Here is a 26493-nt window from a genome sequence, read left to right on the forward strand (position 1 = left end):
CCCCCGAATGCGCTGGGTGATTTCTGCCATCTATTCGAAAGGTACGCTAGTGGCTGATGTTGCAACTCTTGGTATTTCTGTTGATAGCTCGAATGTGCGGAAGGCCACTGGTGACTTAGATGGTTTTGCTGCGGCGATGGGGCGTGTGACAAGTAGCTCTGGCGCAACGTCACGCGCGTTCAAGACCATGAATGGCGAGGCGAAGACGACTGGTGGAACCGTCGATAAGGCGGCCGCAAATGTACTAAAGTTTGGAGCCAGCTACGGTCTCGCTGCGGATAAGTTGAGGGGCGGGCTAATGGCCCTTGATGCTCGACCAAACAACGGTGCGCACTTATCCTATGCTTCAGCTACGGAGACACAGAACACCATCGCTGCTTCCGCAAACGTATCATCTACCGGGGACAAGGATTATGATTATTTTCTGGCACATAGGGCGGATTTCGCGAACGATACAGGTAAAGGCATAGCGGATATCCTTTTGAGCGCTACGAGCTTCGCGGTGAAAGGCATAGCTAATGAAAAAATTCCTTATGTAGGTGAAGTTGGCGAGTGGGTAGGTAATTGGATAGAGTCCTTTAGCCCGGCGATAATGCGTGAAAAATCTGCGGCACAGATCAAGTCTGACGCTCAGCTTGCCAGGGAAGTGCAATCTTTGCCGGGGCAGAAAAGCAATCCGGCAGTTGAGAAATTTGCGGCTGAGAAAATCTCAAGAGAGGATCTTCTCAATCAAACTGTTGGATTTCGTGAGAGCGCTGACCGCACATTTAGTCAAGCTCTCGGTAAGTTCGAAAGTGTCGCGGGTGAGTTCGATGTATTACTTTCTGCCTCTGCAGGCAGGGCTGGTAGTCAGCTTTCCGAACTGGGGAATAGCTATTTAGATTTCTATGATAAACTTAAAGCGGGCACCGCTCAAATAGTGGACGCGCAGAACTTTGATAAAATGTTGTCCAAGACGGCGGCGCAAATGCCCGATGATCCTGAACTTGCTGAGTTTTCCAAGAATTTCAAAGGCGTTCTCGGATCAATCATACAGGACTTGACTGTCGCGAATGGTTTGAAAGCGCAACATGAACTGTCTAATAGGCCTCAAAGCCTCGCCGCCGATCCAGCAAAGCAAATCGTTTTCCCCCAAGGCGGCGCCAGCGCGAATATGCTCCTTCCAAATATTTCTGCTTTCTCTCGCGTCAGTCCTCTTGCGATTGAAATGAAGTCCACCGCGAACAGTATTGGCGTTCAAAACAGCCAAAAGGACGAACTCCACGGCACTCAGCAAGCCATGGACGCTCTTACGAAATCCTCGAAGGTCAACACGGAACAAGCGATGGTTGGAATACAGACCTCCACTCAATCCGCTGCCGCGACGGACAATGTGAAGTCGAAGGTTGTCACGCTGAAGCAAAGTCAGGACGATCTTCAGAAAAGCGGTGCAGCGCAGTTGGCGCAGATGCCGCAATTGACCAAGGCGGCCAACGATCAGGCTGATGCCTATCGGCGCGTTGCTGAGGCGCAGTCGCTGCAGAAATTGGCGGGCGATATCCAGTTCCAGCAGGATCAAATGGGCCGCTCGACCATCGACCAGACTGTTGCTTCGACACAGAAGCAATATGGCCTGCCCGCCGATATGAATTCGGCCTCGGCCAATATCATTCGCTATAATGAACAGCTGAAATATGCCCGCGAGCTTGCCGGCGATTTCGCCTCGACGCTGGTCAGCGGCTTGCGCAATGGCGAGGGCCTTTGGAAATCCCTGGGGAAGGCGGCGATTTCCGTGCTCACCAAGATTTCCGACAGGTTGCTGAACGATGTGCTCAACAGCCTGTTCCAGGTCAACAGTGCCGCCGCAGGCGGCGGGCTGTTCGGTGGGGGCGGTATCCTTGGCGGGCTCTTCGGCGGAGGCGGCGGGCTGGATCTCGGCATTCTGGCGCGATCGCCGCAGGCGGCGGCAGCGGTCGCGAGCGGCATTCCCGGCCTTTGGGCCGATGGCGGCTATACCGGCCCTGGCGGCAAGAATGAGCCGGCCGGCATCGTTCATGCCGGCGAGGTCGTCTGGAGCCAGAAGGATATTGCCCGAGCTGGCGGCGTCGGCATCGTCGAGGCGATGCGGCTTGGCCGGCGTGGCTATGCCGATGGCGGCGTGGTCGGCGAGAGCGGGCCGCAATTGGTGCGGGCGCAGCCGGATGCTGCCGTTCCCGTCCGTCGCCTCAGGGCCGACAATCAGAACGATGCCTCCGGCTCCGCTTCCGGCGTGCATGTCACGGTCGGCGTTTCCGTCGATGAGGACGGCAACCTGAAGGCCTATGTGAAGAATGTCGCGCAATCGGAAGCGCAGAGTTCGACGCGGCAGGGGCTGAATGATTTCAATCAGCAGCTTCCCGATCGCGTCGCGCAGATCAACCGCAATCCCCGGAGGCGCTGATGTCCGTTTCCTATCCCTACAGCCTGCCGGCCTTTGCCGATCTTCTGAAGATCTCCAGCATCGTCTGGGATATTCAGCGCAATGACGAGCTTTCCGGCTCCGGCGATGGCCGGGTCTGGCAGGCGGAGCTGGCGCCGCCGCTCTGGACTGGCACGGTGACGCTGGCCGACATGTACAATGCGGAGGCGAAACAGATTGCCGCCCGCATCCGCAAGCTACACGGCGCCCAGGAGGCGCTTTTTCTTTATGATCCGCTGTCGAAATATCCGCAGGCCGATCCCGACGGGACGAAGCTCGGGAGCGCTGCGGTCAGTGTTGCAGCACTCGGGGCCGACAATGCCTCGCTCAGCCTCAAGGGCCTGCCGGCCGGTTATCAGCTGACCGTCGGCGACAAGATGCAGATTGGCTATGGCGGCCGCTACGCCTTTCTCGAAGTCTCGGAAACGGTTGCTGCCAGCGGGCAGGGGATCACGCCCGTCTTCGGCGTCTTCCCTCATCTGCCGGCGGGTTTTGCCGCCGGTCTTAGCGTGACGCTTCTGCTGCCGGCCTGCAAATGCCTGGTCATGCCGGGCAGCCACAATCCCGGCACCGCGAGCGGCCCGATCACCTCCGGCGCCACCTTCAAGATCATCCAGAAGAAATAGACGATGAAGAACATCACTTCCGCTTTCTTCGCGGCGCTGACCGGCGCGCGCGACAAGGGGCTCGTGCCCCGTCGTTTCGTATGGATCACCGGCAAGGATCTCACCAGCGGCGCGCCCGCTTCGATCGGCCTCTGGACCGGCGATGACGATATCAACATCACCGTCACCTCCGGCGTCACCGGTCTACCGGAGGCGCGGACCTATTACGGTGGCCTCAATCTGCAGGTGAGCCCGATCCCGCGCACCGCGGATCTGACGATCCAGACCGTGACCATCACCATCGGCCAGATCGCGCCCGCCGTGCAGCAGCTCGTGCGCGGCTATGACCTGCGGTTGGCGCCGATCGAAATCCACGATATGTCGTTCGATACCGGCACGCGCCTGCCGAGTGCCGCACCGGAAATCGCTTTTCTCGGCATTGCCGACGGCGCGCCGGTGAAGACACCGGCTGTCGGGCAGGATGGCGATATCGAAATCTCCGCCATCTCCGCCGCCATTGCCATGCTGGAGCGCACCAATCCGGCCAAATCCTCCTATGAAGGCCAGAAGCGCCGCGGCGGCGATGAGTTCGGCCTTTATTCCAGCACCGTCGCCAATTGGCAGATCCCCTGGGGGCAGAAATGAACAGCGATCTCGTCAGGGTCAAGAACTGGCGCGCCTGCTTCGTCGCCGAAATCGATCGGCTGAAGCGCACGCCCTTTGCCTGGGGCAGCCATGATTGCGGACCGGGGCTTGCCGGCAATCTGGTGCTGGCGATCACCGGCGTCGATTGCGCCGCCCAGTTTCGCGGCGAATATTCGACCGCCGCCGGCGCGCTGAAGACGATGAAGGTGGCGGGCTTCGACAATCTTGCCGATCTCGTTGCCAGCATGTTGCCCGAGATCCACCCAAGCGAAGCCGGCATCGGCGATATCGCGGCTATCCCGCACGAGGGGCCCTTCGGCTACGCGCTCGGCGTCGTCAATGGCGAGCGCATTTTCGTGCTGCGCGAGAGCGGGCTCGGCACGGTCGACCTGCTCGACGCCAAGCGGGCCTTCAAGGTCGGTTAATCCGGCCTCTCGATATCAATTTTATCCCTGACCGGTGATAAGTCGGCGCAGCGTTGGTTGCGACGGCCCTTTCCCACGCGCCAATCGAGGTCGTCCGATCCATGAAATATCTCATCCTGCTTCTGAACGTCCTAAGTTTCTGGCTGGTGGCGGATGCGGCGCATGCTGACCCGCTCAGCCTGGCGATCAGCTCGATTGCGAGTTTCTTCTCCTCGATCAGCATCGGCAAACTAATACTGACAGTTGCCATCAATATCGGCCTTTCGCTGGTCGAAAAGGCGCTGGCGAAGAAGGATAAGCCTCAGCCAGCCGGAACGAAGCTCGAGATCAGCATGGGGGACGATCATGCGATGTCCTTCATCATCGGCAGCTACGCGACCGCCGGCAAGCGCAAATATGCCGGCACCTGGGGAGACGACGGCAAGACGCCGAATGCCTATTTTACCGATGTCATCGAAATCGGCAGCCTTCCTAACCGCGCCGGCGAGCGCGGCCTCACCAGCGTCTGGATCGATGACCAGAAGGTCGGCGTTCTCTGGGACCAGCCGCATCCAGACGGGCGTGGCTTCCCGGTGCTGCAGTATCGCGTCAAGAACAAGGACTATCTCTGGATCAAGTTCCTAGACGGCACGCAGACAAGCCCCGATCCTTTTCTGACGGCCAAATTCGGCACCCATGCCGAGCGGCCGTGGAAGCCGACGATGATCGGCCGTGGCTGCCAGGTGGTCATTCTCACCTCGCGCTATAATACCGATCTTTTCAGGGGCGTCCCTGCCGGCCTTTTCGAGCCGCACCCGCTGCCGCTCTACGACGTCCGCAAGGATTCCTCGGTCGGCGGCAACGGTGCGCATCGCTGGGCCGATCCTTCGACGTGGGAGCCTAGCACCAACCCGGCTGTGATGACCTACAACCTTGCCCGTGGTGTCTACTACGGGTCGGAATGGGTCTACGGCGGCCAGAACATCGGCGCCTTCTGCCTGCCGGTGGCGAACTGGATGGCAGCGGCGAATGCCTGCGACGCGTCCGTCCAGCTCGACGGCGGTGGCAGCGAACCAGCTTTCCGTGCCGGCTACGATGTCCAGTGCGATCAGGAGCCGCTCGATGCCATTTCTGAGTTGCTGAAGGGCTGCAACGGCCGCATCGCTGAAGTCGGTGGCATCTTCAAGATGCTGGTGGGAACGCCGGGTGCGGCGGTCTATTCTTTCACGGATGACGATATCATCGTCACAGAGGAGCAGGATTTCCAGCCATTCCCGTCGCTTTCAGCAACTTATAACGCCATTGAAGCGACCTATCCCGAGCCTGCGGAAAAATGGGCGACGAAGGATGCTCCGGGCCGTTACAATGCCGATTTGGAAGTTCAGGACGGCAATCGCCGCCTGCCGGCGCAGATCCAGCTGCTCACCGTTCCGTTCGCCAATCAGGTGCAGCGTGTCGGCCTGGCGATGATCCAGGATTATCGGCGTTTTCGTGTGCATCAGGTATCGCTGCCGCCGGATGCCTATCCGCTGGAGCCGAACGATGTCGTTTCCTGGTCTTCCGCGCGCAACGGCTATGACGAGAAGAAATTCCTCGTCGTCAAGGTCGAGCCGCAATCCAGTTTCCTGATCGTCGTTACCCTGAAAGAAGTCGACCCTGCCGATTATGACTGGCATCCTGGCCTGCAGCTGCCCACCGCCACCGGCTGGCTCGGCCCTATCACGCCGCCATCGCAGCCGATGATCGGCTGGACCGTCGAGCCGGCAACGGTGAAGGATGCCGGTGGCATCGATCGCCGTCCGGCAATCAAGATCAGTTGTGCGCAGGATCTCGATGACGTTACGGGCGTGTGGGTGCAGGTTCGCCTCAAGGCGACCGGCGATGTCGTGTTCGACAGCGACAGCAATCCCTATGCCTCTCCCTATTCCTGGATCATTTCCGGACAATGGATGATCTCCAATACCGACTATGAGGCGCGGGGCCGGTACCTCCCAAGATCGAACCGCGCAACCGATTGGTCGGCATGGCTGACCGTCAAGACGCCAAACGTCCTCATCCAGGCCGGCGACGTCCTCGACGGCGCTATCATCGCCTCGAAGATCGCCGACGCGGCCGTTACGGCCGCAAAGATCATGGACGAGGCCGTCACCAACCTGAAGCTCGCCGACCAGGCCGTTTCGACCGCAAAGCTTGAAGTGGCGGCGGTCACGGCCGACGTGCTGGCCAGCAGCGCCGTCATTTCCACCAAACTCGCCGATGGCGCGGTGACGGCCGCCAAGCTCGCTCAGGGTGCGGTGGACGCGACCAGCCTTGCGAGCAGCATCAAGGCCGTCGAAGTCGTCTCTGATCTTCCCACCTCAGGCAATGTCGAAGGCCGGCAGGTTTTCCTGACGACGGATGGTAAGCTTTATCGGTTTCACAACGGCGCGTGGACGGCCGCCGTCGCCGCGATCGACGTCAATGGCACCTTGAACAGCGCGCAGATCGCCGACAACGCCGTCACCATCGACAAGCTTGCCGCCAATGCCGTCGATGCGACGAAATTCGCTTCCGGCATTCGGCCGGTGGAGATTGTTGCGAGCCTGCCGACCACCGGTAATGTCGAGGGTCGCACGGTCTATCTGACGACCGACGACAAGCTCTATCGCTACACCGGCAGCGCCTGGACGGCGGCGACGGCGGCTGGCGATATCGCCGGGCAGATCGTCGGAACGCAGATTTCCGATGGTGCGATTTCGACGCCGAAGCTTGCGGCCGGAGTGGTCACGGCCGACAAAATCGCCGCCAATAGCATCACAGCCGGTCAGATCGCTGCCGGCGCGATCGGTGCGCAACAGATCGCCGCGAAAGCCATCACCGTCGATAAGCTCCTTGTCGGCAGCTTCGACAATATGATCGATCTCGGTTTCTCCACCGGCAATCTCTCCGCCTGGATCACGCCCGGTGCAACCGCCTACTACTACCTCGAAACCGCAGTGAGCCCGGTTCAGAATACGTGGCTGCTGGCGGCCGATGGGCGCGAGCACGCGCTTATTGCAAGCCCTCTGATCAAGGTTTCGCCGGGGGAGAGCTATAATTTTTCGGTCTGGTTCAACAACCAAGATCCGAACGCAAATGCCTTCATCGGCTTCTATCAGAAAGATCAGTCCGGCAACAATGTTGCGCCGAACTTCATCTCGGTCGCGTCTAGTGCGAGCAAGGTCTGGACGCGAGTGCAGGGCAACTTCACCATCCCTGCCGGCGTCTACTATATCCAGCCGGTGCTTGGCGTGGACAAGGCGGCGGCCAACGGCAAGATTTGCTACTGGGCGAAGCCGAACATGCGCCGAGCGGCTGGTGCAGAGCTGATCGTTGATGGCGCGATCACGGCCGACAAGATCGCCGCGAGCGCAATCACGGCGAAAAGCCTCGTTCTGCAGGATTGGGAAAACCTCATTCCTGACAATCAGATGCAATCGTCGGCCGGGTGGCCGCGCTTGTCGGCCTGCGTCATCAAGCCTGCCGCCACGCTGCCGTTCGCGTCCAAAGGTTCGCTCGATTACATCTATGCCGCTGGCGCGGGCTACCAGCATATCGTCATAGGTCCAGCCTTCGCGATCGTTCCCGGACAGCAGTATTTGGCTTCGGTGCAGGTCGCCCGCACCTCGGGCACCGAAGCTGGCTTCTGGATTCGCGTTCACTGGCTGGATTCAAACGGCGCGCTGCTGAACCCGGATCAATGGGGCGACATTGTCGGCGTCAACGGCGTAACGCCGCCCTTGAATGAGGTGCAGACCTACTCGAACACAATCACCCCTCCGACAGGTGCCTTTGGCGCTCATGTTCAAATGTATATCCAGCGAGATTATACAGACGGCAACCTCTCGATCGGCGGCCTCAGCTGCCTGCGAAAAGCTTCAGCCAATCTGATCGTTGACGGGGCAATCATCGCAGGCAAGCTCTCAGCGAACGCCGTGACTGCAGGCACGATCGCCGCCAGTGCGGTCACGGTTGGAACCATTGCCGCTAACGCGGTCTCGGTCGGCACGATCGCCGCTGGCGCAGTATCTGCCGCCCAGATCGCAGCCGGTGCCATCACGGCCGACAAGCTTGCCTCCAGCTCGATCACCACGAACGCCCTGGCAGTCGGTTCGGGCAAGAATCTATTGCAGAACGCCAGCTTCACGATGGGCATGGATTGCTGGACCTATTGGGCCAGCGGCCCGATACCGGGGCTTACAATGGCGATCCGGTCGGCAACTGAGTCGTGGGCTGGCCCGAACAACCCAACGCTGATGCTGTATCAGGGCAGTGGCCCAACCTCGGCCGGCTATTTCGCCGACATCCGCTGGATGCGGCCCGACAGCGATAGATTTGCTGGACAGCTCAAATTCGCCTTTCCCTGCGCACCGGGCGAATGGTTTGAGGCAACGGCTTACGTGTCCGCGCATCGTTGCCAAGTCGAATTGCGTATCGAGTGGGAGGGAGCGGACGGCAACTGGATTGGTTACACCGCTGCAGCCATCAACAACGCCAATCAGTCCGATGGGAACAACCCGGACAATTGGCCGCGCTTGAGGGTGGCGGGAGCAGCTCCGGCGAACGCGGTCGCCGCATCGATCCATATTCGCAAAGGCGACTCTCAGCCCAACGCTACCGATAGCTACGCCTTCATCAACAAACCGATGCTGTGCCGTATCCCGGCCGGTGCCACCGAGCCGACGCCCTGGAGCGATGGCGGGGTGGTCATGATCACCAATGGCGGCATTGTCGCCAATGCTATCTCGGCCGACAAGATCGCCGCGAACGCCGTCACGGCTGGCAAGATTGGAGCCAATGCGGTCACGGCCGGCACGATCGCGGCCGGCGCGGTTACTGCGACGACGATCGCGGGCGGCACGATCACGGGTGACAAGCTGGCGGCCAACACGATCGGCGCGGGACAGATCGCCGCCGATGCGATCACGGCCAAGCAACTTGTGCTCACCGATTTCAGCAATATCGCCGACAACGGCTGGCAGACCGGCAGCCTCGACGGCTGGGTTACCGAGAACTTGCAGGCCTTTTACAACGACACCATTAGCGGAGACGTCGCCGGCTATGTCTTGCAGTCGCTCGGCCGAAACTGTGCGATCTCGAATTACATCGCTGTCACGGCCGGCGAGACCTATGCCTTCGACGTCTGGGTCTACAATACCGATAGCAACTTGGCTGCTATCTACGCGATCGGTTTATCGCCCACGGGCGCGGGCATACCGGTGCAGTTGATCACCACAGGGACGAAGAATACCTGGGTAAGGCTGCAAGTCAGATACACCGTCCCCAGTGGGATGACCAAGCTCGCCATGGACTTGGCTTGCTTGAAGACAGCAGGCACTGGAACTTCCTGCTACTGGTCGAAGCCGGTCATGCGCCGGGCCGTCTCGGCCGAGCTGATCGTTGACGGTGCCGTGACCGCTAACAAGATTTCGGTCAACAGCCTCGACGCCATCACCGCCAATCTCGGCGCGGTCAATATCAGCTCGGCCGTCATCGGCTCGCTGCAGGTCGGCACGTCCAATATTCAGGGTGGCGCCGTTACGGGAGTGGGCGCTGGGCGTGTCGCCGGCACGCAGACCATCGGCGCAAACGGCACGGTCAATCTTGTAAGCTGCGTCGTCAATGTTGCCGGCGATGGCCGCGTGGTGATCGATGCCATGACGCTCGGTCAGTTCAACCAGAACGGCGGCAGTCAGAACTCACAGCCGATCGGCTGCAACATCTTCCGCGACGGAACGGCGATCTTCAGCCAGACCTATTATCTTGGCGTGGTCCAAACCGTTGTCTCTGGAACAGGAGGCAGCAACGGCACGACGACACAAACCACCTATACGGCAGGCCTCGTCGCCGTCTCTGGCCTCTACGACGCCCCCGGTCCCGGCAATCACACCTACATCCTGCAGCTCTATTGCCCCAGCAACACCATCGGCTGGAACGAAAGCAACATCACCGCCACAGCTTTCAAGAGGTAACTCCATGACAGCGTTAGAAGACAGAACAATCCACTACATCGTCCATGGCCCAGACGGCGCAATCCGCCAGAGCGGCGATTGCGCTTTGAGCCTGTTGCCGCATTATGCCGGCATCTACGGCGAGGGCTTCAAGGCAATTGAAGTACCGGCCGACCAATATCGCCGAGACATCGACGCGCACTGCTATGTGCTGGACGGCGTCATCACCTCCAAAAGCGCTGCGCTCGATGTCACCGAATACACCGTCTGGGCAGATGGCTTTGACACGGTGCGCCTTGCGTTGCCGGCTGGCACCTCGGTCCTTCATGCCGGCGAGATCGTCGCCATCGAGGATAACGTCTTCGAGTTTACGACCGACGTTCTTGGCGACCACCGTTTTTCCTTTATCGCCCCTGCGGGTTTCTATCATTTCGAGGTGACTATCCATGCTGTTTAACATCCTCGCCGATCTCACTCTGGAGAGGATTCAGGCGCAGACCAACATCGATCGTCAGGTCAGGATGGCGCGCATGATGTTCATCACCGTCATTCCCGGTCAGGAGGCCGTCTATGCGCTGAAGCGCCGCGAGGCGCTGCTGATTGTCGCCGATCGGCAACAGGGCGCGAATGTGCCCGAGAGCGAGACGCCGCATATCACGGCGGAAGCCTCCGAACACGACGTTAGCCGATTCGAAGAGGCCGTCGAGATCCTGACGCGAGATCAGCATTGGGCAGTCGGATCGCAGATGATCGAAGCCGTCCGCCGATCGGCAAACGCCGTTCTTGCCGCCGCCAACTCCGCTCCCGAAATCCGCGCCGCCGCCGACATCGATTGGCAGGACGTCCGCGCTTATGCCCAAGCTTAAACACAGGAAAGGACTGCCATGTACCGCATTGACAGCATGTATGAACCGATGGTCGAGGCGCTGCTTTCGGCTCGCTCGGAAAGCCGGGCCGATCGCTGGATGGCGTGCGCCGCCTTCTGGCTCGGCCGACAGCAGATTTATAACGTGCCGGATTACTGGCTCGCACTTGCCGCCAAGATCACATCCGGACTGGATGCCGCCGATAAGAACGCTATCCTCGATCAACTGAGCAACAAGGAAGCCGCCCTGGTCAGCGCGGCCGGCGATTGGCCGGAAATGCCGTCGAGCCTTCAAGCCGTTGTTGCCGGCTGGTCTCCGGAACCGGTCCCTGTCGATCTCTACGCTTATGCCGCGACCAAGCGCTATGCCGTCGAAACGGGCGGCATCGTCATCGACACCATGCGTGTCATGACCGATCGGCAGAGCCAATCGCTGATCACTGGAGCCTACAACTATGTGCAGGCGAACCCGGAGGTAACGGTGAAGTTCAAGACGGCCGCCGGCTTTGTCGAGCTGACGGCGGCACAGATGACGGCGATTGCCAATACGGTCGGCGCTCACGTCCAGGCGAGCTTTGCCGCCGAAGGCGAAGTTGACAAGCAGATCATCGCCGGCACGATCACTACGACGGCGGAAATCGACGCCTTCGCGTGGCCGGCAAACACTGCAGCTTAAGTGTATTTTCAAAAGAACGCTTAAGCAACGATCTGAGCTTGCGGGTTATCCAAGACTCTTCACGGCATGTGGCTCAGCACGGCTGCTCTGCAAGAGATGCGGCTCCGCCGCACTGGGGGAGAGGCAGAACCTGGTGACCGGGAAACGGCTCACGTGATGCGAACAATACACTGGGGGCGAGCTTGTTCGCATCGATGGCGTTTACCGCCGCTGGCTGAAGCCTAGCTTGAAAAAATCCGGTCGTAATCAAAGGCGCCGCGAATGCGCGCCGGACTTTTGACAATAAAGGAAAATGACATGGAGCATGCAAAGTTTCTTGCGGGGTTGCGCTTGTCGCTGTTTGGCGGGCGACTGTCGACAAATCAGGTCAATGGTATCGAGGCAATCGTGTCTGAGTTGGAGGCCAGACCGTTGGATAGCCGATGGCTGGCTTACATACTCGCGACGACGTATCATGAGACGGACAAGACTATGTGTGCCATCTCGGAGAATCTAAACTACTCGGCCGCCGGTCTGCTTGCGACCTTCCCGAAATATTTCACGGTGGGGGAGGCCGGCGCCTATGCCCGGCGGCCACAGCGGATCGCGAACCGCGCCTATGCAAACCGGATGGGCAACCGGGACGAAGCCAGCGGCGACGGCTGGCGTTATCGTGGTCGTGGTCTGGTACAGATAACCGGGCGTGACAATTATACAAAATACGGGATTGCCGATGATCCGGATAAGGCGCTTGATCCCATCAAGGCCATTGAAATCCTATTTGACGGGATGACCAACGGCCGGTTCACCGGTAAGAAATTGTCGGACTTCTTCACGGCCACTGCGACCGATTGGATTGGTGCGCGAAGAATCATCAATGGTTCGGATCGCGCGGTCGATATCGCCGGTCACGCCAAAAAATTTGCCGCAGCACTCGAGGCCGCACGATAGTCTTGCCGCAGGTTGGATCCCAGATGGCGCTGCCATCCGCCAGGGGGTCGCGACCAATATGGGCCGAAATTTGCTGACGAATTCATAGGGTACTCACGAATCAAAGCGAAACGCCCGGCTTAAGTTCCGTTGCGACCAACCCAAAGGATGGCCAATCACCTTCGGCAAGGTTCAATTGCCCCTTCAATCAAAAAACTCTCATCGGCAGACCAATCGGCCAATGAAGCCAGGCGATATCATATGAACGACCCTAGTGAACATTGTCCGCGGATCGCGCCCATCCCTCCATGTGAAAAAAGGAAAAAGATGTTCAACACCAATGCTTTGCATAATCTTCTCAATGTATCCATCACCCTGTCGGCACTGATCGTTGCCATTCTGTTGGCAACAGGTTGTGCTCAGCTTGCTGATGGCACGTTGGAGTGTTCACAGTCCTTTGTCGGCCCCAGCTACACCGCTGCTGCAGTTGCCGCTCTGAGCGCTCTCAAGATCGCGGTCAATATCATGCGTGATGGGGTCTCGGGGTTGATAAAACCTCAGCCGCCTGTCGGCAAATAAGGCTTTTCCCGCAGCACGCCTCGACGAACGAGGGCGTCAGATTTCCAGTAGAGAAAACAATGACGATGCACGAATTTCTGGATGCGTTGGGCATCAAAGCCGGGGTCGTCATTGCTGGCCTTTCCGGCGGCATCTTGCGTGGTCTTTCCAGGCGTCGATACACAATGCGGGAGATTGTTGCATCGCCGATCTGCGGAGCGCTGGCGGCAGCATATCTAACGGAGCCGGTGCTCTTTTACCTGCGTGCCATCAATTGGCCTCTGCCGCAAAAGGATGTCGCAGCCATGAATGCGACGGCTTTTGTCGTCGGCGTATGCGCCATGTGGATTGCCGACTTGATCTTCGATGCCATTTCCCGATGGGTGAAAGGCGGTCGTGGGGTACCGTGACCCGTGCCTGATATTTCGAATGCTCCTTCTGCGTGGGATCGGGTTGTCCGCGAAGGCAATGTGATCGATCTCCGGATTTCGATTGATATCCGGTCCGTTCAATCTACTTCTTACCTGATCTCACGAGAGTTTGAGGAATCAAGGAGGGGAATGAAATGAGCTTCGCGATCGACCTTGCAGATCGTTTTGCCGTATCCACGTGGTCCCTGCACCGTGCGCTCGGCGGCATTTATCCATATAGGCCCGATGGTGTCGAAACACCGACCCGCCAGCCTGCTTATGGGGAGGGGATCGTCGAATTGATTGATTTGCCGCGGCAATGCGCTGAGCACGATATCTTTCGGCTCGAGATTTGCTCTTTCCATTTGCCAAGCCGTCTGTCGAGCTACGTTGCCGACTTGCGGAGCGCCGCCGAAGAAGCGGATGTTAAGGTGCAAACACTGTTGATTGAGGATGGTGATCTCAGTGATCCCGAGACGGCTCGACGCGACGCCAAATGGATGGCCGGTTGGATCGATACCGCAGTGGCTCTCGGGGCCGAGAATATGCGCGTGATTGCCGGCAAGGCTCAGCCAAGCGATGCAGCTTTACATCGGGCAGAAATACATCTTCGCCAATTGGCTGAGGAGGCTGCCGACGCGGGTGTACGTCTCGTTATAGAAAACTGGTTTGATCTGCTGCCCGGCCCGGCGGAACTCAATCGCGTTCTTGATGCCTTGAATGGCAAAGTCGGTCTCAACGGGGATTTCGGCAATTGGGAGCGCGCTGGCAAATATGAAGATCTAGCGAAGATCATGGGGCGTGCCGAATTGTGCCATGCCAAGGGTCGTTATTCAGCGGCAGGTCTTGACGCGGAGGACTACGCACGTTGCGTCGAACTTTCCGACGCTGCCGGTTACCGAGGCCCTTTCACGCTGATCTATGATTCGCAATACCATGAAGATGAATGGACTGGGATTCTCGAAGAACGCGATTGCATTGCAGGTGTCCTGCAAAAGGTCACAGCAGCATAAAGACGTGTTTATCGGAACTAAAATCCCGTCGTTTGGGAGCGGTCTGACGCGTCTGTTTTTGCGAACTATGTCGACCGTTTCCAATGCGGCCCACATTGCATGACGTCGGTCTCAATGAAACTCATGGTCATGCAGCGCGCCAAGAAGCCGGTCCTGCGTTTGATAGCCGGCGTCGTAAAGATTTATAGCCACGTTGGCCGCGGACAGGCCCTCTTGGCTTTGTAACTTGATGCTGCGTTCGGCGCACCAAGCAAAAAGCGCGTTTGCAAGGACATCGATGTCGTCGGCATAAAGTGGCGCACTGACCATCATAGACATTCGCTACACCATTGTTGAAAGCTCGAACCGGATGGATGTAACGCACACTGCTTTGATTTCTGAGATTTGCAATCGCCTTCGTCGGTCGACGTTAACGTCAGCCTGATATGATACACGTGCCCTGTCTCTTAACGCGACATAGCGTCCTTGCGGCCCATTATTGCGGGGTTTGATGCGATCCAGACTGAGCCGGGTCCGGGTGCACGGCAAGTTTGCTTCTTGAATCATGGCGCGCGACAAGAAGGAAGGCGCCAAGCGTAAGTGCTAGCGCCACCATGATGGACAAAACTAATCTCGGCCCTGAAGGCATCATTGATGGGTTGGATGCGACGCCCTGACCGCGGCCTCAATCAACTCCTCTGCGTAAGAAAGCGCAGATGCCACGTCTTCACCGTCCAACTTCAATTCCGTGCATTTGCGATGCATGGCTCTGCGAATTTGTGACAAAAGCACGGCGTCGATATCAACCTCGCCTTCATCGAAGACATGCGTCAGGGCGGATTGAGCAACGATTTCAAGAACGGCAACACGGCCCTCTATCTCACCTAGAGATGGAATTGCATTTCTCTTTACATGATGCTTGCAATCGCGATGGGTGGTAAGCATTTCGGTGGCCTCCTCTTTAAGAGGACATAACCAACAAGAAGCAAAAAGGTTCAGGCGAGTTCATTAAAAAACTCGCAAGATCCTCGTAGCATTCCCCTTGCAATGTTTGTCGACATCGAAACGCATCCGCCTGCCTGTCATTTCATCGGGCAAAGCTTGGGATCCGACAATACATCGGCACAGCGAGGCGACCGACGAAAATCATCATAGTAGAGGGTCCATACCGTTGTATCTGCGGCGCGATAGGGGCCAAATTTGAAATATTGGTTCTTTCCAAGCCCTTGGTCTGCATGTCCAATGTGTCCCGTGACCGTGACAATCCATTTATCATTGGCGAATATTTCGATATGCCCTGAGCCATCTGGGCCGGGCTTACTGTAAATGGCGAAGTCTATCCAGCCGGAATCTGGTGTCGGTAGTTTGTTACCACGATCGATTACTTTAATAGCGTTGGTGCAACCGGTAAACTCAGTGCCGTCTTCATTGCTCCAGTTGCCATCTGTGGCGACCAGCGCACGCATTTGATTGGTGTTCGGACGAAACCAGACCGGTGTCTCGTTATCGCTGCAAGCTTTGCCGGTGCTCTCGAGCTCGTCCTTCTTGGCAGTTGGGGCGACATAGTTCGTTTCGACAGTCGCGAAGAGCTTGCCGTTGTTGAGCCGGAGCGCCAGGAAGGGACTGAAATCACCTTGTGCTTTTGGGCCGATCTCTCGCTTCCACTGCGCTATGAGATAGCGATGATCGCCTGAGGGAATGGGATCGGCGAACTTGACGGCAAAGCCGTACCAGACGCCCTTATTGTATGGAACGCGATATTTGGTACGCTCCCAGATTTCCGCTCTCTCGCTGCAGTTCGCCTTGCCCGGCGGGCACAATGGTTTGACGCTGAGCTTCAACGCCCCGGTGCCCGAGCGTTTGACTTCCGATTGAAACTCGACTGAGCCTGCTTTCTGCTCGGAGTTGTCGCGATAATAAAGATGACCGGATGGTGCGAACTCGCTGCCGTCGAAGCCATCGCGTAGCACCAATTGAGCCGGGTCGTCGGCCAAGGCCGGTGTCACGGCGCATGTGCAAGTGCATGCCAGGATAGCGGGCAGCGCGTATTTTGCATTCATGCTGGGATATTCCTCTGGCGAGATATTCATGGAGCGTTATCAATGACCTGTTCGCTTCGTGCGGGCAAGCGAGCGCAATGCGGTTTCACGATGCGTTGATAGCGACCACGGCAGATCCAGAGGCGTTCTCTGCATTTATTATTTGCAATGTATAGGCCGATTGTCCAACTTTAACTGCCTGTTAGACGCTTTGCGGTTCATATCGCCGCAAACTGGGCTTTGGTTGCGGTTATCAGCGCCCCGGACATGACGGTTCGTCGCCGCAACCTAATCGACGTTTTGATGTCGGGCATGAGAGAAACCGACTGAAGATCGCTGTTGGGGATCGCCCGTGGCAAACGGAGAAGCAGGGGTGGCCGGGGACGCGACCGAGCCACGACGAAAAATCGTCATTCTGACGTCGCATGCGTTTTTACGCGGCTATCGCAAGGCGTCGATCCACTTCGTTGCATCCCGCTGGGCCGAGCAGGGACACGACGTCCATTTTCTCACCATTGGCCATAGTTGGCTGACTCTGCTCAAGGATCGCCCGCGCTTCCGAGCCTTGTCGGGAAGCCAAGCGAATCGATTTCAGACTATCGGCGTCAATCTGAGGGCGGGCGCGTATCTCCCGCCACTCCATGCATTCAGTTCGAACAACCGCTTTCTGAATGCGGCAAATGCGATGCTCTTTCGGCTTTATGGCAGCTACCTGCCGCGCTTTGCCCGTCATGTCATAGCCGCTGCCGATCTGGTGCTGATCGAAAGCGGCTCAGCACTTGCTTTCTTTGACCGGATCAAGCGGCTCAATCCGAAGGCGCGAACTCTGTATTTTTGTCGCGACCTGCTGAGAAGCATACGCGCAGCACCTGTGCTGCAAGATATTCAAGCTGCCGCGGTTAGTCGCTTCGACGCAATTTGCGTTCCTTCGGAAAGGCTCGGGGCGCTGCTTCCCCAGGGTGGGCGTGTACGGGTCATTCCTCAGGGTGTCGATGCCGCCGTGTTCGATCGCGACCAGCCGTCGCCGTATCAAGCTGGTAGCCGCAATGCTGTTTCGATCGGTAACATGCTCTTTGACCAGCCATCTGTCGCCGCCATGGCTGCGGCCGCTCCGGATGTGAATTTCCATGTCTTTGGTGCGCAATGGAGTGGTTGGGCGCTGCCGAACATCGCCATCTACGGTGAGAGGGATTTCGAGAGCATCGTACCATACTTGCAGCACGCCGATTTTGGCATCGCTCCCTATCGCCTGACGGCAGATGAGATTTACCTGGCGGAATCGAGCTTGAAACTCGCGCAGTACAGCTACTGCGGTCTACCGATCCTGCTGCCTGATCTCGTTCCCTTTACCCGTGCGAACGGTATTGCCTATCGCCTTGACGGCGAAACCGCTTGGCGAGAGAAGGTCGACGCGGCGCTGGCGATGCGGCGTTCGCCGACTTTTCGCGATGGGATAATGACCTGGGACGAGGTTGCCCAGCAGACATTGGCTGCCGCTTTTGAAACGCCATGATCGGGCTTAGCCCGGTGCGACGAGGTTCAACAGACTGTTGACGAGCGGGCGTGATGCTCGGGGCAATTTTCCGCCGGCAGTATCCATCAGGATTCGTACGTCTTCGGGCGTAATCAAGCGCAGAAATCGGATTGCCAGCACGTAGGCGATGGCCCCTGCGGGAATAGCCGTCGCAACGGCCGCTGCTCCGTCGAAATTGTAAATGCCGAGCCCTGCGGCGGCCGCGCAAAGAAGGGCAGCCAGTATCGTTTTTGTCAACGCAGCAATGGGTACGGCAACTCGGACATATTTCCAAGCAGTCCGGCCGAGTAGTGCAAAAGTCAATGTCACGATCGTCGCGCGAGCAAGCGCGGCTCCCTCCAGCCCCATCAGTGGTACGAGAACGGTCAAGAGCATTATCGTCAATATGCCGCTTACGATCTGCACGCGCAGCAAAAGAGCGCTGCGCCCGGACGCGCCGATCATACCCCAGGGGATGACAGACAGGCCGGCAGGCCAAACAAAAGCGAGCAGTGTTGCCGCTGCTGGAATCGCGGGCTTGAAGGCATCGCCAAAGATCAGCGGCAAAAGATCGGGCATGATGGTTGCGCCGCCAAAGCTGATCGGCAGCATGATCAGAGCGACTATGCGAATGACGCGACTATATGCGGCTTGAAGCATCTGGCGATCATCTTTGGCCTGGGCATCGGTAAAGCTGACGATCAAGGCAGGCGATATCTGGAGCATGACCTGTTCGATGAGACCGGCCAGACCGAGACCTGCCGCAAAATAGCCAATGCTGGTGGGAGAGAGGACGAGGCCGAGAAACAGGAACTCAATGCGCGATAGGACTAGAATTTCGATAAGGTCGCTCAACCATATATAGCGACCATAGCGATGCATTTCCGGCGTCAGTGCTTCACGAGAAGGCCTGATATCGCGATCGATGTAGCCGCGCAATTTCAGCGCCTGCGGCAGGTAGCGCGCGATGTATCCGATCAGAACGCCGGTTGGACCAAGCAGCCACGCTCCGATAAAAACGAGTGGGACCTGCAGTATTCCGCCAAGAACGGTGCTACGCGCCGTTTGGCCGAAACGATTTCTTCCGCGAGCGATTGCTGTGGAGAAGACGTGAAATGCGTAGCTCAAGAACAACAGCCCGGTGACGATCCAGAACCCGGCGTATCGCGCGTCGCGTTGAACGTAGGTAATTGCGGCAAACACCAGTATGGCCGCACTTACCATGCTGACTGAAATCATGAAACTGCGTAGCGCCGTGCGCACCAGCGCTTTCCAGCTTTCCCCACCGCCAGAGAGGCTGCCGGCATTGCGCAGCAACATTTGCGGCAGGCCCATATCCGCCAATGCTGCTGCGGAGGTTGCAACCCACAACGCGTAAGCGACTTTGCCGGACCCTGCCGGGCCGAGCAGGCGCGCAGCTATGATGCTGCTCGCAAAGCCAGCAACCAGCGAAATCGACGTCGCGGCCAGACTGATCAGCGAGCTTCTAAGAAGATTGGACGTAGTCGCACTCATGGCAATCCTCCTAGAAGGCTGTCGCATAACCTTGTGTTAAAGGCAGGCTGATAATTTTCACTTGCGTTCTAGTTGAAATTCGAGATGGCCGCCATGACAGATAGAGCCGCCGACCAAGATGGATTTCTCATTCCGGGATATCTGCAGAGGGGCTTGCGCGAGCGGGCGCATAATCTTCTATGGAGGCTTATGTCGCCGCTGCCAGATAGGTCTTACTGCGCACTAAAATATCGCGTCATTCGTGGCAAATTTCCCGATTTGAGGTCGCCTCAGACCTTCACGGACAAGATTCAGGCCCGGAAACTATACGATCGCAATCCGCTCTTCCCGCGCTTCGTCGACAAGGCCGATGCCAAAGTGCTGATCGCGGAGAGGATTGGCAGCCAATACGTCATTCCGACGCTCTGGGTCGGCACGGATTTGGCTACCGTCGATTGGGCCGAAATTCCCTTGCCCGCCGTTGTCAAACCGACTCATGCGAGTGGCGTGGGGCGATTTCTTTACGGAGAGGCCGATGTGGATCGGCTCCTCACGAACAATCCCTCCGCCGAGTGGCTGGCGATCGATCATGCCTTCTACAACAGGGAGTGGGCCTATCGGCAGGTCGAACGCCGTATTCTCATCGAAAGCATGTTGCTCGTCGAAGGGCGCGTTCCTTGGGACTACAGGCTTTTCACGTTCAATGGCAAGGTGTCGCATATCGAGATCGACATTCGCGAGAATGGCCAGGGCTATTCCTGCAATTACACGCCCGATTGGCAGAAGCTACCGTTCTACGACCGAGATTATCTTGGCCTTTATCCGGGCCATGTGGCACGGCCGCCGCGGCTCGATGAGATGATCCATGTCGCGGAAACGGTCGCTCGCGACATCGATTTTGTTCGCGTCGATCTCTATGCGTCTGCGGAGTGGGTTCGTGTGGGAGAATTGACGTTTTATCCGGGCGGAGGCTTTGAAGCGTTCGAGCCGGAAGAGCATGATCTCCTGCTCGGCCAGAAGTGGCAGCTTGGTTTCGAAATACCGAAGAGATAGGTGGACAAATCACTCTTTGCGCGTTTCATAAGCCGATCCATTTTTAGGGAAGGTTTTCCATGACGATCGACCAGGACCTCACTCGTATCGGGCTGCAGGAGGAGACTCTGCGTTTCGACGCCTTCGACCTCTCGACCGCCTGGGTGCTCGGCAAGCTGCTGCATGACCTTGCCAGCGAGCGCAATCTGGGCGTTGCCATCGATATCACGCTGCATTCGATGCCGGTTTTCTACATTGCCTTGCCCGGATCGACGCCCGACAATTCCAACTGGATACGCCGCAAGCGCAATATGGTGCTGCGGTATTTTCGCAGCAGCTATGCCAGTACCTTGCGGCTCCAGCAGCAGGGGAAGACGATCGAGGATAACGGGCTTTCGGGCGCCGATTACGCCGCATCCGGCGGCAGCTTCCCTATTTTCGTCAACGGCACGGGCTGCATCGGCGCCGTCACGGTTTCAGGCCTTCCGCAGCGTGAAGACCACAATCTCGTGGTCGAGGCTCTCGCGCTGACGCTCGGCCACGAACTTCACAATCTCAGCCTCTCGTAGAGGGTTATGGCGGCGCCAAGCCCAAAGCGGGGCGCCGCCGGCAATCTCAGATTTTGCCGCCAGCTTCGGCGATGACCTTGGTCAAGCTGCCGGTCGCCGGGAAGAGCGGAATCAGGCTGGCTTGCAATGCGTGATAGATATCGCCCTTACCTGGGAACAGTGTGTGGGCCGGAACGAGATCTTCCGTTAATTCCTCATGCCAGCCGCCATTGGCGTGGTCTATAAACGAGCGGCCGATGACGCTCCAAATCTTGCGGTAGCTCTCCTCGTGAAAATCGCTCGGAACATGCTCGTTCAGATAATGGGCGGCGCCGGCGCCCTCGCATGCGGGCCACCAGAGCTTGTTGCGTTTGGCGGGAACGTCTTCCCAGTCGAGGGTATAGAAAAAGCCGCTCTTTTCGTTATCCCAGCCCAATGACATGGATTGGGAGAAGAGGCCCTTGGCTGCTTCCGGCATCCAGTCGTGCCGCTTTTCTCCCAGCGACCAGAGCTGCAGGATGAGCCGCGCCCATTCCAGCCAATGCCCGGGCGTCGTGCCCGATGGGCGGAACATCTCATTGCCGCGATAATTCTTGTCGAGTACCCAATCGGCATTGAAGTGTTCCGCGACTCGCCAGCCAACCGAACCGGCCGAGCGACGAATGACGAGATCGGCAATGCTTTCCGCCTTTTCAAGATAGCTCTTGTCGCCGGTGACCTCGAAAGCAGCCATCAGCGCTTCCGTCAGATGCATGTTGGAGTTCTGGCCGCGATAGCTGCCGCCGTCGATCGGCGACCAATCCTGGTTGAATTCCTCGGCAATAGCGCCGTGCTTTTCCTCCCAGAACTTCGTATTCAGAATTTCGGTAACGTCGGCGAGCATGCCGTCGGCCAGCGGATGGCCGATCGTCTTGGCGGAGGAGGCGGCGAGCAGTACGAATGCGTGGCCATAGCCCTGCTTGCTTGAATCGACCGGACCATCATTGTTCAGTGACCAGACATAACCACCATGCTTCGTGTCGCGATGGTGGCTCCAGAGGTAGTTCATTCCGTGGTCGACAATCTCATTCGCGCCGGGGCGGCCGAGTAGCGATCCGATCGAGAAGCAATGCACCATGCGGGCCGTCGAATGAATACCGCGCGTGGGATTGATCGCGTCCAGCGGCTTGCCGACATCATCCATGTCGTAAAAGCCGCCATTGGGATTGACGGCGCGATACTGGAAGAAGTCAAAAAGTGCGCTTGCCTGTTCGAGCAGCCAATGCCGATGATAGGCGCGCGTGCTCCAGTTTCCGAGCGCTGCCGGTTCAACCTGTATGTTCATGCCATCCTCCTTGGATTCTTTCTACAAGCCCTATAGCGCCGCCCAAAAGCGCTGTCATGGCGTAATGGGATGAAACTGTGTCGTCAGCTCCGCCTTGTCCATGGCCGGCACGGCAATTCGTCTTGTTTGTATTTTTCGGAAAGGAAGCAAACCATAGAAGCGGCATGCTTGTGCTGCGCTCAACCAGAGCATAGATATGTTGACATAAAGATATCTTTATGTGATCTGATTGTCGAGTCGCAATCAGGCCAGAGGAATTCGCTTATGTTTGACAATCTTTTTGGTTCCGAAACAGCGAAACGCGATGGTAGCGAGATATTCGACGCCTTGCGAAAGGCGGCGAGCGAGCGAATTCTCGTGCTTGATGGCGCGATGGGCACGCAGATCCAGGGCCTCGGTTTCGACGAGGATCAGTTTCGCGGTCACCGTTTCATAGGCTGTGCCTGTCATCAAAAAGGCAATAACGACCTTCTCATTCTGACTCAGCCCGACGCGATCGAAGAGATTCATTATCGCTATGCCAAGGCAGGCGCCGATATCCTGGAGACCAACACCTTCTCGTCCACCCGCATTGCGCAGGCGGATTATCAGATGGAAGGTGCCGTCTATGATCTCAATAAGGAAGGCGCCGAGATCGTCCGCCGTGCGGCGATCCGCGCGCAGCGGGAAGATGGCAAGCGCCGTTTCGTTGCCGGTGCCATCGGTCCGACCAACCGCACAGCGTCGATTTCCCCCGATGTCAATAATCCTGGCTATCGCGCCGTCAGCTTCGATGATCTGCGTCTGGCTTACGGCGAGCAGATAGATGGCCTCATCGACGGGGGCGCCGACATTATTCTGATCGAGACGATTTTCGATACGCTTAACGCGAAGGCTGCCATCTTCGCCTGCGAGGAGCGTTTCGAGGCCAAGGGCATACGCCTGCCTGTCATGATATCCGGCACGATCACAGACCTTTCCGGTCGCACGCTTTCAGGGCAGACGCCATCGGCTTTCTGGAATTCAGTGCGCCATGCGAGCCCCTTCACCATCGGCCTTAACTGTGCCCTCGGCGCGAACGCGATGCGTCCGCACCTGCAGGAGCTTTCGGCTGCTGCGGATACCTTCATTTGCGCTTATCCCAATGCCGGGCTGCCGAACGAATTCGGCCAATATGACGAAACGCCTGATATGATGGCGGCTCAAGTCGAGGAGTTTGCACGCGAGGGTCTCGTCAACATCGTCGGCGGCTGCTGCGGCTCCACGCCAGAGCACATTGCCGCGATCGCTGAGGCGGTGTCGAAATATCCGCCGCGCCAGCTTGCCGAGCACCGTCCTTTCATGTCGCTTTCCGGTCTCGAGCCGTTTGAGCTGACCAGAGACATTCCCTTCGTCAACGTCGGCGAGCGGACCAACGTCACTGGCTCCGCGAAATTCCGCAAGCTGATCACCAATGCCGATTATACGGCGGCACTTGCCGTTGCCCGCGATCAGGTCGAGAACGGCGCGCAGGTCATCGACATCAACATGGATGAGGGCCTGATCGATTCTGAAAGGGCAATGGTCGAGTTCCTGAATCTGATCGCCGCCGAGCCGGATATTGCCCGCGTTCCGGTGATGATCGACAGCTCGAAATTCTCGATCATCGAAGCCGGCCTGAAATGCGTGCAGGGCAAGCCGATCGTCAATTCGATCTCGCTCAAGGAAGGCGAGGAGAATTTTCTCAAGCAAGCTCGATTGATGCGCATGTACGGCGCCGCCGTCGTCGTGATGGCCTTCGATGAACAGGGCCAGGCAGACAGCTATGAACGCAAGGTCGAGATCTGCTCGCGCGCCTACAAGCTGCTGACGGAAACGGCAGGTTTGCAGCCGGAAGATATCATCTTCGATCCTAATATCTTCGCTGTTGCGACCGGCATCGAAGAGCACAACAATTACGGTGTCGACTTCATCGAAGCGACGCGGACGATCCGACAGACCATGCCGCTGGTTCATATCTCCGGTGGCGTGTCGAACCTGTCTTTCTCCTTCCGCGGCAACGAACCGGTCCGCGAGGCCATGCATGCCGTCTTCCTCTATCACGCCATTCAGGCGGGTATGGACATGGGCATCGTCAATGCGGGTCAGCTCGCGGTCTATGACAATATCGATCCCGAATTGCGGGAGGCCTGCGAGGATGTCGTTCTCAATCGTCGATCGGATGGCACGGAACGGTTGCTCGAGGTTGCAGAGCGCTTTCGTGGAACCGGCGGCAGGGAGGCCAAGGCGCAGGATCTTTCCTGGCGCGAGTGGCCCGTGGCAAAGCGGCTGGAGCATGCGCTGGTCAACGGCATCACCGACTATATCGAGGCGGATACCGAGGAGGCGCGTCAGACCGTCGAACGGCCACTGCACGTCATCGAAGGTCCGCTGATGGCGGGCATGAACGTTGTCGGCGATCTCTTCGGTGCGGGCAAGATGTTCCTGCCGCAGGTGGTGAAGTCCGCTCGCGTCATGAAACAGGCCGTTGCCGTGCTGCTGCCTTACATGGAGGCGGAGAAGCTGGCCAATGGCGGCAGCGGCGAGCGTCAGGCTGCCGGCAAGGTGTTGATGGCGACCGTCAAGGGCGATGTGCATGATATCGGCAAGAACATCGTCGGCGTCGTGCTTGCCTGCAACAACTACGAAATCATCGATCTCGGCGTCATGGTGCCGGCGACGAAGATTCTCGAAACGGCCATCGCCCAGAAGGTGGATATAATCGGTCTTTCCGGTCTGATCACGCCTTCCCTGGACGAAATGGTGCATGTTGCCTCGGAAATGGAGCGGCAGGGTTTTGATATTCCGCTGTTGATCGGCGGTGCGACCACCAGCCGTGTGCATACTGCGGTGAAGATCCATCCGCGCTACGAGAAGGGGCAGACGGTCTACGTCACCGACGCCAGCCGCGCCGTCGGCGTCGTTTCGGCGCTGCTGTCGCCGGATGCCAAGCAGGGCTATGTCGACACCATCAGGGCAGAATATGCCAAGGTCGCGGCCGCTCACGCCCGTAGTGAGGCTGAGAAAGTGCGCCTGCCGATTGCGAGAGCTCGCGAGAACGCCCAGAAGGTCGATTGGGCGAGCTATAAGCCTGTGAAGCCGCAGTTCTTCGGGACAAAGGTGTTCGAGAACTACGATCTGGCCGAGCTTGCCAGGTACATCGACTGGACGCCGTTCTTCCAGACCTGGGAGCTGAAGGGCCGTTTCCCGGCGATCCTCGAAGATGAAAAGCAGGGTGAGGCGGCACGGCAGCTTTACGCCGATGCTCAATCGATGTTGGAAAAGATCATCGCGGAAAACTGGTTCCGCCCTCGCGCCGTCATCGGCTTCTGGCCGGCGGGCGCCGTTGGCGACGATATCAGGCTGTTCACGGATGAAGGCCGTGATCGCGAGCTTGCGACCTTCTACACCTTGCGCCAGCAGCTGTCGAAGCGTGATGGCCGTCCGAATGTCGCCCTCTCGGACTTCGTTGCGCCGGTTTCAAGCGGTGTGGCCGACTATGTCGGCGGCTTCGTCGTCACTGCCGGTATCGAGGAAATCGCTATTGCCGAGCGCTTCGAACGTGCGAATGACGATTACTCGTCAATCCTAGTGAAGGCGCTTGCCGACCGTTTTGCCGAAGCCTTTGCCGAACGGATGCATGAGCAGGTGCGACGCGAGTTCTGGGGCTACGCCACAGATGAGCATCTTTCCAGCGACGAGCTTCTTTCTGAAGCTTACGCCGGTATTCGTCCGGCGCCCGGCTATCCGGCACAACCTGACCATACCGAAAAGGAAACGCTGTTCCGGCTGCTCGATGCCGAAGCGGCAGCGGGTGTCAAGCTCACGGAAAGCTATGCAATGTGGCCCGGTTCCTCAGTCTCGGGCATTTATATCGCGCATCCCGACGCTTATTATTTCGGCGTCGCCAAAGTCGAGCGCGATCAGGTTGAGGACTATGCGACCCGCAAGGATATGCCCGTTGCGGAGGTGGAGCGTTGGTTGGGTCCGGTGCTGAACTATGTGCCGGCGAAGGCCGAAGCAGCGGTCGACGACGCAGCCTGATCATGAGTCGTTTCAACGCCTTGGGGCGTTTT

At 58.2% G+C, this 26493-nt stretch carries 21 protein-coding genes; 16 read left to right on the forward strand and 5 right to left on the reverse strand.

The window, feature by feature from the left end:
- The first annotated feature begins 7 nt into the window (after positions 1-7).
- The 12 genes from FHT28_RS27225 to FHT28_RS27280 all read left to right on the forward strand — a co-directional run bounded on the left by FHT28_RS27225 (position 8) and on the right by FHT28_RS27280 (position 14491).
- Entirely contained in the window at positions 8-2419 is a 2412-nt protein-coding gene (locus tag FHT28_RS27225) for a hypothetical protein (RefSeq protein WP_168597918.1), read from the forward strand.
- The gene (locus tag FHT28_RS27230; RefSeq protein WP_047562855.1) at positions 2419-3063 is read left to right on the forward strand and encodes a hypothetical protein; all 645 of its coding nucleotides are present in this window, start codon (positions 2419-2421) and stop codon (positions 3061-3063) included. The genes FHT28_RS27225 and FHT28_RS27230 overlap by 1 nt, the downstream gene beginning before the upstream one ends.
- A gap of 3 nt (positions 3064-3066) precedes the next feature.
- Positions 3067-3687, forward strand: coding sequence for a hypothetical protein (locus FHT28_RS27235; RefSeq protein WP_047562858.1), 621 nt, complete (start codon positions 3067-3069; stop codon positions 3685-3687).
- Positions 3684-4112, forward strand: coding sequence for a hypothetical protein (locus FHT28_RS27240; protein WP_037200666.1), 429 nt, complete (start codon positions 3684-3686; stop codon positions 4110-4112). The genes FHT28_RS27235 and FHT28_RS27240 overlap by 4 nt, the downstream gene beginning before the upstream one ends.
- Positions 4113-4213: 101 nt before the next feature.
- On the forward strand, positions 4214-10081 hold the full coding sequence (locus FHT28_RS36405; protein ID WP_246704964.1) for a phage tail protein: 5868 nt from the start codon (positions 4214-4216) through the stop codon (positions 10079-10081).
- 4 nt (positions 10082-10085) lie between these two features.
- Positions 10086-10517, forward strand: a complete 432-nt coding sequence (locus FHT28_RS27250) for a hypothetical protein (RefSeq protein WP_168597919.1) — start codon at positions 10086-10088, stop codon at positions 10515-10517.
- Positions 10507-10926, forward strand: a complete 420-nt coding sequence (locus tag FHT28_RS27255) for a hypothetical protein (RefSeq protein WP_168597920.1) — start codon at positions 10507-10509, stop codon at positions 10924-10926. Before FHT28_RS27250 ends, FHT28_RS27255 begins: the two co-directional genes overlap by 11 nt.
- A gap of 18 nt (positions 10927-10944) precedes the next feature.
- Positions 10945-11601, forward strand: coding sequence for a DUF4376 domain-containing protein (locus FHT28_RS27260; protein ID WP_168597921.1), 657 nt, complete (start codon positions 10945-10947; stop codon positions 11599-11601).
- Between the two features lie 261 nt (positions 11602-11862).
- A complete protein-coding gene (locus FHT28_RS27265) occupies positions 11863-12531 on the forward strand; it encodes a hypothetical protein (RefSeq protein ID WP_348645030.1) in 669 nt (222 codons plus the stop codon).
- 240 nt (positions 12532-12771) lie between these two features.
- Positions 12772-13089: a hypothetical protein gene (locus FHT28_RS27270; RefSeq protein WP_246704965.1), complete on the forward strand. Its 318-nt coding sequence runs from the start codon at positions 12772-12774 to the stop codon at positions 13087-13089.
- 59 nt (positions 13090-13148) lie between these two features.
- Positions 13149-13478, forward strand: a complete 330-nt coding sequence (locus FHT28_RS27275; RefSeq protein ID WP_168597922.1) for a hypothetical protein — start codon at positions 13149-13151, stop codon at positions 13476-13478.
- Positions 13479-13633: 155 nt separating this feature from the next.
- Positions 13634-14491: a TIM barrel protein gene (locus FHT28_RS27280; protein ID WP_168597923.1), complete on the forward strand. Its 858-nt coding sequence runs from the start codon at positions 13634-13636 to the stop codon at positions 14489-14491.
- 111 nt (positions 14492-14602) lie between these two features.
- Here the strand turns inward: FHT28_RS27280 and FHT28_RS27285 are convergent, their stop codons facing one another.
- From FHT28_RS27285 to FHT28_RS27295, 3 genes are all read right to left on the reverse strand, one after another.
- Complete coding sequence (locus FHT28_RS27285) at positions 14603-14809, reverse strand: hypothetical protein (RefSeq protein WP_037200678.1); 207 nt, start codon at positions 14807-14809, stop codon at positions 14603-14605.
- 309 nt (positions 14810-15118) lie between these two features.
- On the reverse strand, positions 15119-15415 hold the full coding sequence (locus FHT28_RS27290; protein WP_037200679.1) for a hypothetical protein: 297 nt from the start codon (positions 15413-15415) through the stop codon (positions 15119-15121).
- A gap of 137 nt (positions 15416-15552) precedes the next feature.
- Positions 15553-16530 (reverse strand): polysaccharide lyase, encoded by a 978-nt coding sequence (locus FHT28_RS27295; RefSeq protein ID WP_168597941.1) that lies wholly within the window; start codon positions 16528-16530, stop codon positions 15553-15555.
- Positions 16531-16861: 331 nt separating this feature from the next.
- Between FHT28_RS27295 and FHT28_RS27300 the strand changes: the two genes are divergently transcribed.
- Positions 16862-18022, forward strand: coding sequence for a glycosyltransferase family 4 protein (locus FHT28_RS27300; RefSeq protein WP_168597924.1), 1161 nt, complete (start codon positions 16862-16864; stop codon positions 18020-18022).
- 6 nt (positions 18023-18028) lie between these two features.
- Here FHT28_RS27300 and FHT28_RS27305 read toward each other — a convergent pair whose 3' ends face one another.
- Complete coding sequence (locus FHT28_RS27305; RefSeq protein WP_168597925.1) at positions 18029-19537, reverse strand: oligosaccharide flippase family protein; 1509 nt, start codon at positions 19535-19537, stop codon at positions 18029-18031.
- A 93-nt stretch (positions 19538-19630) separates the two neighbouring features.
- On the opposite strand from FHT28_RS27305, the gene FHT28_RS27310 reads away from it, so the two are divergent.
- Entirely contained in the window at positions 19631-20569 is a 939-nt protein-coding gene (locus tag FHT28_RS27310; RefSeq protein WP_168597926.1) for an ATP-grasp fold amidoligase family protein, read from the forward strand.
- A gap of 59 nt (positions 20570-20628) precedes the next feature.
- Positions 20629-21117 carry a heme-degrading domain-containing protein gene (locus FHT28_RS27315; RefSeq protein ID WP_034504181.1) on the forward strand — a complete coding sequence of 163 codons (489 nt, stop codon included), beginning with the start codon at positions 20629-20631 and terminating at the stop codon, positions 21115-21117.
- A gap of 46 nt (positions 21118-21163) precedes the next feature.
- On the opposite strand, the gene FHT28_RS27320 is transcribed toward FHT28_RS27315, so the two are convergent.
- Positions 21164-22420 (reverse strand): AGE family epimerase/isomerase, encoded by a 1257-nt coding sequence (locus FHT28_RS27320; protein WP_047638597.1) that lies wholly within the window; start codon positions 22418-22420, stop codon positions 21164-21166.
- 264 nt (positions 22421-22684) lie between these two features.
- Between FHT28_RS27320 and metH the strand changes: the two genes are divergently transcribed.
- Positions 22685-26461, forward strand: a complete 3777-nt coding sequence (gene metH, locus FHT28_RS27325) for a methionine synthase (protein ID WP_168597927.1) — start codon at positions 22685-22687, stop codon at positions 26459-26461.
- Positions 26462-26493: the final 32 nt, after the last annotated feature.

This window comes from Rhizobium sp. SG570 (assembly GCF_012275345.1).
Taxonomy (GTDB): Bacteria; Pseudomonadota; Alphaproteobacteria; order Rhizobiales; family Rhizobiaceae; genus Rhizobium; species Rhizobium lusitanum.